The following is a 13,314-nucleotide window of genomic DNA, read 5'->3' as shown; positions in this document are numbered from 1 at the left end:
TGAAACTTTGTTGCACCGCGCCGCCGATAGCGGCATTCTGCGCCCGCGAATTTGTTTCGGGGCTGGCAGCAGATGAAACGCAAGATCGCAGCGATTTTCGCAGCCGATATTGCCGGTTACTCAAGACTGGTCGCGGAAGACGAAGAGGAGACGCTGCGGCGTCTCGCCTCCTATCGCGAGGTCATCGACGACTTCATCGCGAAAGCCAACGGACGCATCTTCAACACGGCGGGCGACGCCGTGCTCGCGGAATTTCCGAGCGCGGTCGATGCGGTGCGCTGCGCGATCGACATCCAGGAATCCCTGCGAACCCGCAACATGGCCTATCCGCCGAGCCGGCAGATGTCGTTCCGCATCGGCATCACCATCGGTGACGTGGTCGAGCGCAACGGCGATCTGCTCGGTGACGGCGTCAATATCGCCGCCCGGCTCGAAGGCCTCGCCGAGGTCGGCGGCATCTGCGTCTCCCGCGCCGTGCACGAGCAGGTCGCCAACAAGCTGTCGGTGCAGTTCGCCGACATCGGCGCGCAGGAGGTCAAGAACATCCCGACGCCGGTGCACGCCTACATGGTGGCGATGCGGCGCGAGGACGGCACTTACGCCACGCCGAAAGTGAAGAAGCCCGCCTCCAAGCTGGCCGCGGCACCGGTGTGGATGTGGCCGCTGGTGGTCGCCGTCGTCTCGGTCGTCGCCATCCTTGTCACCGGCTTCCTCTACAACACCAAGCTCAAGCAGGCGGTCACCGCCGCGGCCGCGCCGGCCGCGACGCCGAGCGCAGCGCCGGCAGATGCCGTGGCGCCGAGCCCGATGCCGACCCAGATGGCAAAGGCGCCGATGGCTCCGATGAGCCCAGCCGGCGCTGCGATGGCGCCGATGCCTGCGCCCTCGCCATCCGCCGCGCCGCTGTCAGGCAAGCTTGCCGTCGACAGCGTGCCCTTCATCAACGAGCGCATCCGCAACTATCTGGCCGGCGACTATTCCGCCTCCGGCGACTACAAGGCCTTCGCGCTCAATATCGGCGGCTTCACAGGCGCGGCGTTGAACCAGCCGACCGAGGAAGCCGCGCGCAACATGGCGCTCGAGCAATGCCAGAAGCGCGCCGATGCCGCGCAATCGCCGCGGCGCTGCGAGCTCTATGCGGTCGGCAACGACGTCGTCTACACGCACGGCAAGCCGCCGATGCCGCCGCAGCCCTGGGTGCGCCACGACGCCATGACCGAGCGGGCCTTCGTGCCGAAAGATTTTCCTATGGTGCGCGATCCGGCAAAAGTCCGGCTCGAGAACATGTTCGTGCCGGCGGCGAAATCCCGCGCGATCGCGCTCGGGCCGGGCGGTCAATATTTCATGGTGCTGGGCGCGTCATCCGTCGACGATTCGGCGCGGCGTTCGCTGGAATCGTGCGGCGCCATCGCCGGCATGGCCTGTCTGATCGTCGCGGTCGACGACAATTTCGTCGTGCCGATCCCGACCCTGCTTAGGATCACCGGCTTCTTCCATGCCGCTTCCAACGCCTCGATCGCCGCCGACGCGCGCGCCGAGGTCGTGCGCAAGCTCGCCGATGGCATGGGCTGGAACGCAGTCGCGGTCGGGACCGCGGGCCGGCCGGGCCTCGGCCTGAAGGCCGCGGACGAGCAGACCGCCGTCAATTCCGCGCTCGCCGACTGCGCCAAGCGCGACAGCGATTGCCACGTCATCGCGATCGGCCCGTTCACGGTCGGACCGACCAATTAGAGCTTGCTGGACATAGGCCGGCACGACGATTGCGCCGTGCGGCCGATTCTCTCCGACGCTTCAAAAACTTCGCAACGACCACCGCCCACCGCGCCTGCAATCGCCGGCTACTGTGCATGGGGTTGTTTTCGCGGTTTTAGTTTGCGAAGGGCGCAAACTGCTGCGCGACCGCGCGGTAGACGTCGCGACGGAACGGCACCACGAACTCGGTGACGCGGTCGAGCCGCTCCCAGCGCCAGGCGTCGAACTCCGCGGGCTGTTCGTTGCGCGGCGTCAGCGGATCGATCTCGTCATCGCGACCGGTGAAGCGCAGCGCGAACCATTTCTGGCGCTGCCCGCGGAACTTCGCCAGCCGGTGCGTCTGCGGCCCGTCATAGGGCGGGAACTCGTAAGTCAGCCAGTCTGTCTCGCCGAGATAGTCCGCACTCTTGACGCTGGTCTCTTCCCAAAGTTCGCGCAGCGCCGCATCGCGCAGGTTCTCGCCCTCATCGACACCACCTTGCGGCATCTGCCAGTCGAGGCCCGGCAGGATGATCTCGGGGCCGTCGCCCTTGAAGCGGTGGCCGATCAGCACGCGGCCATCGGCATTGAAGAGGGCGATCCCCACGTTGGGACGGTAGGGTTTTTGATTGGTCACGCGCGCGTCTTTCATCGTCATTCCGGCGATGCATTAGCACCGAACCCGGGATGACGATTTGATTTATTCATCCGCCAGCGCGGAAAATTCCTTCACCACGCGCTCGTAGACCGGGCGCTTGAACGGGATGATCAAACCGGTCAGGTTCTTCATCGGCTCCCAGCGCCAGCTCACGAACTCGGCCTTGTGGCCGCCGCCGGGTTTCTCGACATTGATCTCGCTGTCCTTGCCGGTGAACCGGACCGCGAACCATTTCTGGCGCTGGCCGCGATAGCGGCCCTTCCAGGCGCGCCCGGCAACCGTGCGCGGGATGTCGTAGACGAGCCAGTCCGGGACCTCGCCGAGCCGCTCGACCGAGCGCACGCTGGTCTCCTCATAGAGCTCACGCTTGGCGGCATCCCAGGTGTCCTCACCGGGATCGACGCCGCCCTGCGGCATCTGCCAGACATGGGCGTCGTCGACATGCTCGATGCCACCGGCGCGGCGGCCGATGAACACCAGACCCTTCATGTTGATCAGCATCACACCGACGCAGGTACGGTAGGGCAGATCCTCGTAACGTGCCATTCCGCCAGACCTCTCGCGTGCTTTTGGTGGGTATGCCGGTCCCGAGGGCCCGTAACGTACCAATCCGTTGATTTAGCTAGATTTTGATTTCAGCATCGCGGTTGTCAACGGCACCAAAAGGATACCACGGTCGCTCAATGTCTTGGTCCAGCTGCTGATGCGCTCGATCGAGACCGGCAGGGCGGAGGCGGTGCCGATTGCGACGCCGCGCTCGCGCGCCATTGATTCGAGCTTGTTCAGGGCGCGGTCGATCTCTGCCGGGGTCGGCACCACGTCGATCGCGATATCGCCCTTGCCGAACGGCATCGCCTGGCTGCCCGCGGCCTGGGGCGCGATGCTGCGCGGCGAGGAGCCGTCGTCGAAGAAGCCGAGGCCGCGCTTGGCCGCCTCGCGGATGATCGGCTGCATCGCGGCGTCGGTCGCCACGAAGCGGGCGCCCATGAAATTGGTGAGGCCGGCATAGCCCTGCATCCGGCTCAGGTGCCAGTACAGGCGGTCCATGTTCTGGTCGGTGGTGAGCGAGGTCAGCAGCGTCTGCGGGCCCGGGTCGTTGTCCGGGAAGTCGTAGGGCTCCATCGGGATCTGGAGGAAGATCTCGTGGCGCTGGGCGCGGGCCCGCTCGGCGAGCTTGCCGGGGTCGGCACCATAGGGCGTGAAGGCCAGCGTCACCGCCGGCGGCAGCCGCATGATCGCGTCGGTGGTCTTGGCCGCGCCGACGCCGAGGCCGCCGATCAGGATCGCGACCACAGGCATCTTTGCCGCCTTGGCGCGGTCGGCATCCGCCGCGTAGACGTTGAACGGCTTCGCGCCCTCGGCCGTCACGGGGATCATGCCGTAGCGCGATTTTTCCAGCAGTTTCGGGTCGATCCCGGCCATGACGGGCGGAGGGGCGGAGGCGGCCGCCGCGTCGCCCTTGTCGGCGGCATCGCCGCCACCGATCACCACGTCGTGGCGCGTGCCGGTGGAACCGTCGATCATGGTGACGGTCTTCTGCTCGCCCGCCTGCTTCGGCGCTTCCTTGGCCTCGTGCTTGTTCTCTGGCTTGCTCTCCTGGCCAGGGCTCGCGGCGGCCGGCTTCTCGTCGGTGGCCCTGGGCTCGCGGATCGCAATCCGCGTCATCGGCTCGCCGCCGAGCGGATCCTTGTTGAAGATGGCGAAGCCGGCGAAGGCGACCAGGAACAGGCCGAGCATGACCGCGAGGGCCTGCATGGCTGTGAACGGCAGCCGCAGCCGCCGTTTCCGGCGCGGCTTGTCCTGTCCGAGCGGGGCGCTCAGATCATCGGCCGTTTCAGTCATGCGAGATCCCGAATCACTCCCGCCGACGATACCACGCCGAGGTCAAGCGGCGTCAGGCCGGGATAGGCCGGGGGTAGCAGGAGCCCCAAGCAAAAAGGGCGGCTCCCGGAGCCGCCCTTTTCGAGAGATGAGGTGACGCGCCGACTTAGTTCGCCGCTTTGGGCTTGTCGGTCGTGGCCTTGTTGTCGCCCGGCGTCGGCGCCGCGGAGGCGCTGTTCTTGATGCCGTGGAGCAGATCGTCCGCGAGCTTGAGCGCCTTGTCGTCCTTGGCGTCCGGCGGGACGTAGGACTGCGAGCCGGTCTTCTCGTCGCCGTCGTTCTTGAGATGGCCGCGCAGCGAAGCCTCGCCCTTGGTGTCGGTGCGCGACTTCAGCTCGTCCGGCACGTCCTGGAGCACTTCGATGTCGGGCACGATGCCCTTGGCCTGGATCGACTTGCCCGACGGCGTGTAGTAGCGCGCCGTGGTCAGGCGCAGCGCGCCGTTGCCAGAGCCGAGCGGAATGATCGTCTGCACCGAGCCCTTGCCGAACGAGCGCGTGCCGACGATGGTCGCGCGCTTGTGGTCCTGCAGCGCGCCGGCGACGATTTCCGATGCCGAAGCGGAACCGCCATTGACCAGCACGATGACAGGCTTGCCCTTGGTGAGGTCGCCCGCATGCGCGGTGCGGCGCTGGGTCTCCTCGGCATTGCGGCCACGGGTCGAGACGATCTCGCCCTTCTCCAGGAACGAGTCGGAGACGGTGACCGCTTCCTCGAGCAGGCCGCCCGGGTTGTTGCGGAGGTCGATGATGTAGCCCTTGAGCTTGTCGCCGATCTGATTCGAGAGGTTGGCGACCTCGCGCTTCAGGCCTTCGGTGGTCTGCTCGTTGAAGGTGGTGATGCGGATATAGGCGATGTCGTCGGCCTCGATGCGCGCGCGCACCGAGCGGACGCGAATGTTGTCGCGCACCAGGGTGACGTCGATCGGATTGTCCTGGCCCTTGCGGATGATCTTGAGCTTGATCTTGGTGTTGACCGGACCGCGCATCTTCTCGACCGCCTGGTTCAGGGTCAGGCCCTGCACGGCTTCGTCGTCGAGATTGGTGATGATGTCGTTGGCCATGACGCCGGCGCGCGAAGCGGGGGTGTCGTCGATCGGCGAGACCACCTTGATCAGGCCGTCCTCCATCGTGACTTCGATGCCGAGGCCGCCGAACTCACCGCGGGTCTGCACCTGCATGTCGCGGAAGCTCTTGGCGTCCATGTAGCTCGAATGCGGATCGAGGCCGGTGAGCATGCCGCTGATGGCGGATTCGATCAGCTTCGTGTCATCGGGCTTCTCGACATAGTCCGAGCGCACGCGCTCGAACACATCGCCGAACAGATTGAGCTGGCGATAGGTGTCTGCAGTTGCGGCTCGCGCGCTGGAGCCCATGAAGACCGCGCGCGGCTGGGTCACGAACAGCGTCAGCGCAGCACCGGTGGCCGCGCTGAGGAGGATAACTGAAGTCTTGCGCATCATCCGCGAACCTTCTCGCCTTCATTTGCGGCCCACCATGGGCCTGGATCGATTGGAGTGCCGTCCTTACGGAACTCGACATACAGCACAGGTTGACTCGCGTTCGTGGCGAGAATGGAGGCGACTTGAGAGGTCGACCCCATGGTCGCGACCGGTTCCCCCGTGAGCACAAACTGACCGATGTTAACCGAAATGCGCTCCATCCCGGCGATCAGGACATGATACCCGCCCCCGGCGTTGAGGATCAAGAGTTGTCCATAGCTGCGGAACGGGCCGGAATAGACAACCCAGCCATCACACGGCGTCGTGACCTGGGAGCCGGGCCTGGTTGCCAGCGAAATGCCCTTCTGGACACCGCCGACCCCATCGGAACCGCCAAAATCCCTGATCTTGTTACCGTTAACCGGCAGTGGCAGGAGCCCCTTGGCCGCGGCGAAGGCGATCGCCGGGGTGGTCCGGGACCGGTCCTTGAAAGTGCCCGGACCGGGCTTGGCACTGGCGGCCGCCTTGGCCTCGGCCTGCTTGGCGGCCTCGGCCGCCTTCTCGGCGGCCTTGGCGGCGCTCTGCAGATCCTGCTCCATCTTGGTGATCAGCCCCTGGAGATCGCCGACCTGCCTGGAGAGCGCGATGGCGCGCGAGTTCTCGGCGTCGAGATCCTTTTCACGCGACGCCTGCTGGCGCTGCCGCTCGTCGACCAGGGCGGTAAGCCGGGTCTGGTCGTTGCGGACCTTGTCGCGGTCGATGGCAAGCTGGTCGCGTTCGGCGGCGATGTTCTTGCGCAAGGCCACGAGCTCGCCGAGGTCGCCCGCGAGCTTCTCGGCGCGGCCGCGCAATTCCGGCACCACGGCGCCGAGCAGCATGGCGGTGCGCAGTGATTGCAGCGCATCTTCTGGCCGCACCAACAGCGCCGGCGGCGTGCGCCGGCCGGCGCGCTGCAGGGCCGCCAGCACCTCGACGATGTCGGCGCGGCGCGACTCCAGCGAGGTGCGCATCTGCTGCTCGCGGCCGTTGAGCGAGCGCAGCCGCGCTTCGGCTTCGTCGATCTTGGTCTCGACGGTCCGCACATTGGCTGCGGTATCGATCAGCTGCTGATTGAGCTGGGTGCGGTCCTGGCCGAGCGAGGTGATCTCGGCCTTGAGCTTGGCCTGCGCTTCCTCGGCGCTCTTCTGCCTCGCGCGGGCGGCCTCGAGCTCCTGCTCGCGCTGCTTGATTGCATCGGGCGAGACAGCCGCCGTCTGTGGCGCGGGCGCAATTGTCTGACCTTGCGTCTGAGCTTGCGCGAGGCTTGCGCCCGTGACGCCGGCGATCAGCAGCAGGTTGAGGATCGGCGCTCGCATCGCTTTACGCAAAGGTGCTCGTTGTGCGCGCATCACGCGCGGTGATAGGGGTGGCCGGCCAGAATGGTGGCGGCCCGATAAAGCTGTTCCAGAAGCATGACGCGGACCATTTGGTGCGGCCAGGTCGCAGAGCCGAACGCGATCGCGAGCTTGGCCTTACGGCGCAATTCGGGCGAAAGTCCGTCCGCCCCTCCGATCACGAAGATAGTATGTCCGGCACCCTCGTCGCGCCAGCGCCCGAGGTGCCGTGCGAATACGGTGGAGTCGAGATTCTGGCCGCGCTCGTCCATCGCCACCAGGATCGATTTTTCCGGGATATGAGCACCGATCGCCGCGGCCTCTTCGGCCATCCGAGTCGCGGTGTCGCGCGCGCGGCTTTCGGGGATTTCGTGGATGCTGAGCTCGCGGAATCCGAGCTTGCGGCCGGCTTCGTCGAACCGCTCGAAATAGCGGTCGGCAAGCTCCCGTTCGGGGCCCTGCTTCAGCCGGCCCACCGCAATGACAGCAACGCGCATGATATCTTCAGGTCGTGTTTCAAGACCGCGCGCAATATGCGCGCGCACGACGCTAGCATGCGCGTCAGCCGATTCGAAATCGGCTCGATGAGCCTAGATCGCCTTCGCCGCCCCAGGGCCCTGGGTGTACAATCTCTCGAGATTGTAGAACTCGCGGACCTCGGGTCTGAACACGTGCACGATCACATCGCCGGAATCGATCAGCACCCAGTCGCAATTGGGCAAGCCCTCGACGTGGATGTTCCTGATGCCGTTTTCCTTGAGGCCTTTGGCGACGTTGTCCGCGATCGCGCCGACATGCCGGTTCACCCGGCCGGTGGTAACGATCATGTAGTCGGAGTACGCCGATTTGCCGCGAAGGTCGATGGTGACCGTCTCTTCCGCCTTCATGTCGTCGAGGCGGGAGAGGATCAGGCTCAGCGTCTTGTCGGCGTCGGGTTGCGCCTTCAAGGCCGCAGCTTTGGTCGATGTTTTACGCGCCGGTTTCGCTACCTTGGGTAAAACAGACTTGGACAATACAGATGTGGTCAGGGACCATTCCTTTCACTGTATCGCGAACGCCGAATCCGACGCTCACTGGTTACACTACATCATGTGGGGTTAAGGGTTTCAATATGCCAGAGAGTCCGAAATCCCCACAACGTCCACACACTCCGTCTCACTTCGGACCTTTCCAGCTCCCGTCCGGGTTCCGCAAGCCGGTCGAGGACAGGTTCAGTTTCAACCCCGTCAGAAAGACCCAGGCCGGCGCCGGCCGATCCGGAAGCAATGCCGCGTCCGTCTCGGGCACGCGGTAGCGTGCAAGGGCCTGGGCAGCGGGCGAGGCGAGGGCGCGAAAACTCTGCGGCGGGCGATCGATGACCGCAATCGGCACCTGGTCGGCGATGCGCCGCCAGTGCTGCCAACGATGGAATTGAGCGAGATTGTCGGCGCCCATGATCCAGACAAAGCGCAGGCCGCTGAGGCGGCGGCGCAAGGTGTTGATCGTGTCGATAGTATAGCGGGTACGAATGACGGATTCGAGACAGCTCACCTCGATCCTGGGATCGTCGGCGACGTCGCGCGCGGCCTGCATGCGCGCGCCGAGCTCATGCAGCGTGCCGTTCTCCTTCAGTGGATTGCCCGGCGTCACCAGCCACCACACGCGGTCGAGTCGGAGGCGTTTCAGCGTGAACTGGCTGATGGCGCGATGGGCCTCGTGCGGCGGATTGAACGAGCCGCCGAGCAGGCCGACGCGCATGCCTTCGGTGTAGGGCGGAATGGCCTGCGCGAAGAAACGTGGCGCGACGAAATTGTTACTCAATGCCCCACGCCTCGCGACATGACTTACGGCCGCGTCTGACCTGTGCCGTGGACGCGATATTTGAAGCTCGTGAGCTGCTCGGCGCCAACCGGACCACGGGCGTGGAATCGGCCGGTGGCGATGCCGATCTCGGCGCCGAAACCGAACTCGCCGCCATCGGCGAACTGCGTTGAGGCATTGTGCAGCACGATCGCGGAATCGACCTCGCTCAGGAATTTCCTCGCAGCAGCCTCATCCGCGCTCACGATCGCGTCGGTGTGATGCGAGCCGTGGTTCTGGATATGCGCGATCGCGCCGTCGACACCGTCCACCACCTTCGCCGCGATGATCGCGTCAAGATATTCAGTGTCCCAATCGTCTTCGCTGGCAGCCTTGACGCGCGCATCGGTCTTCTGCACGGCGTCGTCGCCGCGCACTTCGCAGCCGGCCTCGATCAGCATCTCGACCAGCGGCTTCAGGTTTTTGGCGGCGGCGGCGCGATCGACCAGCAGCGTCTCGGCCGCGCCGCAGACGCCGGTGCGGCGCATCTTGGCGTTGAGCACGATCGACTTCGCCATGGCGAGGTCGGCGCTGGCATCGATATAGACGTGGTTGACGCCTTCGAGATGCGCGAACACGGGCACGCGGGCCTCCTGCTCGACGCGCGCGACGAGGCTCTTGCCTCCGCGCGGAACGATCACGTCGATGGCGCCGTCCAGCCCTGACAGCATCATGCCGACCGCCGCGCGGTCGCGCGTCGGCACCAGCGTGATCGCCGCTTCGGGGAGCCCGGCGTCACGCAGGCCCTGGACGAGACATTCATGGATCGCGCGGCACGAACGAAAACTGTCGGAGCCGCCGCGCAGGATCACGGCATTGCCGGATTTCAGGCACAGCACGCCGGCATCCGCCGCAACGTTCGGCCGGCTCTCGAAGATCACGCCGACGACGCCGAGCGGAACGCGCACGCGCTCGATGGTCATGCCGTTCGGCCGCTGCCAGCTCTCGGTGACGATGCCGATCGGATCGGCGATGCCGCGCACGATACCGATGCCCTCGGCCATCGACTCGACGCGCGCAGGTGTCAGTGTCAGGCGGTCGATGAAGGAGGCGATCATGGTGCCCGAGGCCCGGGCATCCGCGACGTCCTCGGCATTGGCGGCAAGGATCGCGGCAGAGTTCGCGCGGATCGCCCGCTCCATGGCCTCGAGCGCCCGGTTCTTCTGCTCCGGCGGCGCCAGCGCCAGCACGCGCGCGGCAGCGCGGGCACGGGCGGCGAGATCGGACATCAGCGCCTGGAGATCGGCATTGCCGTCGACGGCTTTGAGGGGGGCGGCCATGGAGAGTTCAACCTTCTGCTAAGGCAGTGTCCTAGCACGGAAATCCCGCGTCTGCGAAGGGTCGGGAGGGTATGGCTGGGGCCCGGTTCGCGCCGCCCGGTCGGCCAATGGCCTGGTTGCCCCCGAGGCCGGACGGATCCTTGCGAGGCGCTCAAATATCAATAAATATCATTACTTGATAACGGAGCCGTTCCATGGCGAGCAGCTACAGCATTGGAAAGCATTTCGAGGACCTGATCGACGATCTGGTCGAGAGCGGCCGCTATGCCACCGCGAGCGAGGTCATGCGCGAAGGCCTTCGCCTAGTCGAGGAGCGTGAAGAGCGGCGCAGGGTCAAGCTGGAGGCGCTGCGGGAGGAAATCCAGAAGGGGTTTGACAGCGGACCAATGGAAGAGGTCGATGTCCAGGAATGGATGAACGACATCAAGGCGCGGGGACGGCAGCGACTGGCCGCGCGCAAACGTGGCGAATAGATTCCGCAAGGCCCCACAAGCCGACCAAGATCTAGATTCGATCTGGGATTTCATCGCGTCGGACAGCGTTCGGGCGGCCGACAAGCAGATCGCGCGCATCGGCGAGATTTTCGAGATGCTCGTGGAAAATCCCTTGGCTGGCCGCGAACGGCGAGAATTGCGCGACAGCCTGCGCAGCTTCCCCGTTGGCAATTACGTGATCTTCTATGTCCCGCTGCCCGATGGAGTCGAGATCGTCCGCGTGATGCACGGCCGCCAGGATATCGGCTCTGACGACATGCAATAGTTGGCGGACTTGCTCGTCCTTACCCACCCACCACCAGATCGTCGCGGTGGATCATCTCGGACCTCCCGCTGATGCCGAGGATGGCCATCACGTCCGGGGAGGAGCGGCCCTTGATCCGTTCGGCGACCTCGGCATCGTAGGCGATCAGGCCGCGGCCGACCTCGCTGGTATCAGGACTGCGCACGATCACCGCATCGCCGCGGGCGAACTGGCCTTCCACCTTGATCACGCCGGCCGGCAGCAGGCTGGCGCCGGCACGCAGCGCCGTCACGGCGCCGGCATCGATGGTCAGCGTGCCTTTCGGCTCCAGCGTGCCCGCAATCCACCGCTTGCGCGAGGTGATGGGGTTGGCCGGCGTCAGGAACCAGGTGCAGCGGCCGCCGTCGGCGATCGCCTGCAGGGGATGCTCGATCTTGCCCGAGGCGATCAGCATATGCGTGCCGCCTGTGGTCGCGATCTTGGCTGCCTCGACCTTGGTGCGCATGCCGCCGCGCGACAGCTCGGACTCGGCGTCGCCTGCCACGGCCTCGATCTCCGAGGAGATGCTGTCGACCACGGGAATGAGTTTTGCGTTCGGATTGTTCTTCGGCGGGGCATCGTAGAGCCCGTCGATGTCGGACAGCAGCACCAGCAAATCGGCGCTCGCCATGGTGGCGACGCGCGCGGCGAGGCGATCATTGTCGCCGTAGCGGATCTCGTTGGTGGCGACCGTGTCATTCTCGTTGATGACGGGGATCGCGCGCCATTCCAGCAGCTTGCCGATGGTGGAGCGCGCATTGAGATAGCGGCGGCGCTCCTCGGTGTCCTGGAGCGTGACCAGGATCTGCCCCGCGCCGATGCCGTGGGCGCCGAGCACCTCTGACCAGATCCGCGCTAGCGCGATCTGGCCGACGGCGGCGGCCGCCTGGCTCTCCTCCAACTTCAGCGGGCCACGCGGCAATTTCAGCCGGCTGCGGCCGAGCGCGATCGACCCGGAGGAGACGACGAGCACGTCGCGGCCCTCGCGATGCAGCTTGGCCATGTCGTCGGCGAGCGCGGCGAGCCAGGAGGCGCGCACCTCGCCCTTGTCGGAATCGACCAGCAGGGCGGAGCCGACCTTGACGACGATGCGGCGGAATTGACTGAGTTCGGGGCTGGGCATGTGTGTATGTGTTGGCGCGTGTGACGGACTGCTCTGCATCGGAAACGGCGGAGCGACAGGCGGCGCCGGTTAAGGCCTGCTTTTGCAGCAGGACGATGGCCGGCGCAAGGCGGCCGAAATGGTAAACGGCGCTTGTCCGGGACGCTCGCCTGGCTCTAATTGTCGCCAACCATAATGGGCTCAAAGAGGAAACCGATGGATCGCCGCAACTTCATCGCCGGATGTCTCGGGTTGCCGCTGTTGGCGCAGGCGGGCGGATCGCAAGCGCAGGCCGGGCTGACAAAGATGATCTTCCCGTTCGCGGCGGGAGCGGGCGGCGACACGCTGTGCCGGCTGATCGCGCAGGAGATGGCGCCGGCGCTGCAACGGACCATCGTCGTCGAGAACCGTACCGGCGGCGACGGCCAGATCGGTATCAAGGCGGTGAAGGGCGCGAGTGCCGACGGCAGCATGGTGCTGGTGACGACCGGGCCGACCATGTACCTGCTGCCGATGGTGGAGACGACGCCGAGCTTCGACACGGCGAAGGATTTCATGCCGGTGTCGCTGTTGGCGCGGTTCGAATTCGCAGTCGTGATCGGCCCGGCGATTGACGCTGCCGATTTCAAGTCATTCGTGGCGTGGCTGAAGGCGCATCCGGACAAGACGTCGTTCGGGGTGCCGAGCAACGGCACCATTCCGCATTTCATGGGCTCCAAGCTCGAGAAGGATCTCGGCATTCCCTTGACCCGCGTGCCCTATCGCGGGAGCGCGCCTATCCTCAACGATCTCATCGGCGGCCATCTGTCGTTCGGCATCGTGACATTGGCCGATGCGCTGCCGCAGCACCGCGCCAAGGGCGTGAAGATCATCGCGGTCGCGAGCGCGGAGCGTTCGCCCTTCGCACCCGAGGTGCCGACACTGAAGGAGAGCGGCATCGATCTCGTCGCGGACGCCTGGTACGGCATGTGGCTCCCCGCCGGCAGCCCGCCGGACTTCGCCAGCAAGCTCGGCGCAGCCGCAAGCGCTGCGCTCGCCAGGCCCGAGGTGAATGAGAAGCTCACCGCGATCGGGCTGATCCCGGTCGGCAGCAATGCGGATGGGCTGACCAAGGAGCTCGCCGCGAACACGGCGTTCTGGCAGCCGATCGTGAAGGCGACGGGGTACAAGATCGAGAATTGAACGCCGCGCGCTACTCTATCCCCTCATCCTGAGGAGCCGCGGAGCGGCAT

At 65.7% G+C, this 13,314-nt stretch carries 14 protein-coding genes; 4 read left to right on the top strand and 10 right to left on the bottom strand.

Going from position 1 to position 13,314, the window contains the following annotated elements; translation table 11 throughout:
- The first annotated feature begins 72 nt into the window (after positions 1–72).
- Entirely contained in the window at positions 73–1,731 is a 1,659-nt protein-coding gene (locus tag CT676_RS27985) for an adenylate/guanylate cyclase domain-containing protein (protein ID WP_085399707.1), read from the top strand.
- Positions 1,732–1,867: 136 nt separating this feature from the next.
- Here the strand turns inward: CT676_RS27985 and CT676_RS27980 are convergent, their stop codons facing one another.
- The 9 genes from CT676_RS27980 to CT676_RS27940 all read right to left on the bottom strand — a co-directional run bounded on the left by CT676_RS27980 (position 1,868) and on the right by CT676_RS27940 (position 10,203).
- Positions 1,868–2,368 (bottom strand): RNA pyrophosphohydrolase, encoded by a 501-nt coding sequence (locus CT676_RS27980; protein WP_063985996.1) that lies wholly within the window; start codon positions 2,366–2,368, stop codon positions 1,868–1,870.
- Positions 2,369–2,431: 63 nt separating this feature from the next.
- The gene (locus CT676_RS27975; RefSeq protein WP_063980427.1) at positions 2,432–2,935 is read right to left on the bottom strand and encodes an RNA pyrophosphohydrolase; all 504 of its coding nucleotides are present in this window, start codon (positions 2,933–2,935) and stop codon (positions 2,432–2,434) included.
- A 72-nt stretch (positions 2,936–3,007) separates the two neighbouring features.
- On the bottom strand, positions 3,008–4,231 hold the full coding sequence (locus CT676_RS27970) for a divergent polysaccharide deacetylase family protein (RefSeq protein ID WP_135215821.1): 1,224 nt from the start codon (positions 4,229–4,231) through the stop codon (positions 3,008–3,010).
- Positions 4,232–4,376: 145 nt separating this feature from the next.
- Positions 4,377–5,732: a S41 family peptidase gene (locus CT676_RS27965; RefSeq protein WP_014490597.1), complete on the bottom strand. Its 1,356-nt coding sequence runs from the start codon at positions 5,730–5,732 to the stop codon at positions 4,377–4,379.
- The gene (locus tag CT676_RS27960; RefSeq protein WP_085399705.1) at positions 5,729–7,066 is read right to left on the bottom strand and encodes a peptidoglycan DD-metalloendopeptidase family protein; all 1,338 of its coding nucleotides are present in this window, start codon (positions 7,064–7,066) and stop codon (positions 5,729–5,731) included. Before CT676_RS27960 ends, CT676_RS27965 begins: the two co-directional genes overlap by 4 nt.
- A 32-nt stretch (positions 7,067–7,098) precedes the next feature.
- Complete coding sequence (rlmH, locus tag CT676_RS27955) at positions 7,099–7,581, bottom strand: 23S rRNA (pseudouridine(1915)-N(3))-methyltransferase RlmH (protein WP_135215820.1); 483 nt, start codon at positions 7,579–7,581, stop codon at positions 7,099–7,101.
- Positions 7,582–7,674: 93 nt separating this feature from the next.
- Positions 7,675–8,031 (bottom strand): ribosome silencing factor, encoded by a 357-nt coding sequence (rsfS, locus tag CT676_RS27950; RefSeq protein WP_014490594.1) that lies wholly within the window; start codon positions 8,029–8,031, stop codon positions 7,675–7,677.
- A 208-nt stretch (positions 8,032–8,239) separates the two neighbouring features.
- Entirely contained in the window at positions 8,240–8,884 is a 645-nt protein-coding gene (locus CT676_RS27945; protein ID WP_085399703.1) for a nicotinate-nucleotide adenylyltransferase, read from the bottom strand.
- 23 nt (positions 8,885–8,907) lie between these two features.
- The gene (locus CT676_RS27940; RefSeq protein ID WP_085399702.1) at positions 8,908–10,203 is read right to left on the bottom strand and encodes a glutamate-5-semialdehyde dehydrogenase; all 1,296 of its coding nucleotides are present in this window, start codon (positions 10,201–10,203) and stop codon (positions 8,908–8,910) included.
- 194 nt (positions 10,204–10,397) lie between these two features.
- On the opposite strand from CT676_RS27940, the gene CT676_RS27935 reads away from it, so the two are divergent.
- Both CT676_RS27935 and CT676_RS27930 read left to right on the top strand, forming a co-directional pair.
- Complete coding sequence (locus tag CT676_RS27935) at positions 10,398–10,676, top strand: type II toxin-antitoxin system ParD family antitoxin (RefSeq protein WP_063980433.1); 279 nt, start codon at positions 10,398–10,400, stop codon at positions 10,674–10,676.
- Positions 10,666–10,962: a type II toxin-antitoxin system RelE/ParE family toxin gene (locus CT676_RS27930; RefSeq protein WP_063980434.1), complete on the top strand. Its 297-nt coding sequence runs from the start codon at positions 10,666–10,668 to the stop codon at positions 10,960–10,962. The genes CT676_RS27935 and CT676_RS27930 overlap by 11 nt, the downstream gene beginning before the upstream one ends.
- A 19-nt stretch (positions 10,963–10,981) precedes the next feature.
- On the opposite strand, the gene proB is transcribed toward CT676_RS27930, so the two are convergent.
- Positions 10,982–12,103 (bottom strand): glutamate 5-kinase, encoded by a 1,122-nt coding sequence (proB, locus tag CT676_RS27925; RefSeq protein ID WP_135215819.1) that lies wholly within the window; start codon positions 12,101–12,103, stop codon positions 10,982–10,984.
- A 195-nt stretch (positions 12,104–12,298) separates the two neighbouring features.
- Here proB and CT676_RS27920 point away from each other — a divergent pair, with 195 nt between their 5' ends.
- Entirely contained in the window at positions 12,299–13,264 is a 966-nt protein-coding gene (locus CT676_RS27920) for a Bug family tripartite tricarboxylate transporter substrate binding protein (RefSeq protein ID WP_085399700.1), read from the top strand.
- Positions 13,265–13,314: the final 50 nt, after the last annotated feature.

Source organism: Bradyrhizobium sp. MOS001 (assembly GCF_004634465.1).
Classification (GTDB): Bacteria; Pseudomonadota; Alphaproteobacteria; order Rhizobiales; family Xanthobacteraceae; genus Bradyrhizobium; species Bradyrhizobium barranii.
The sequence above is the reverse complement of the archived record's forward strand: the minus strand, read 5'-3'. Positions and strand labels throughout refer to the sequence as shown.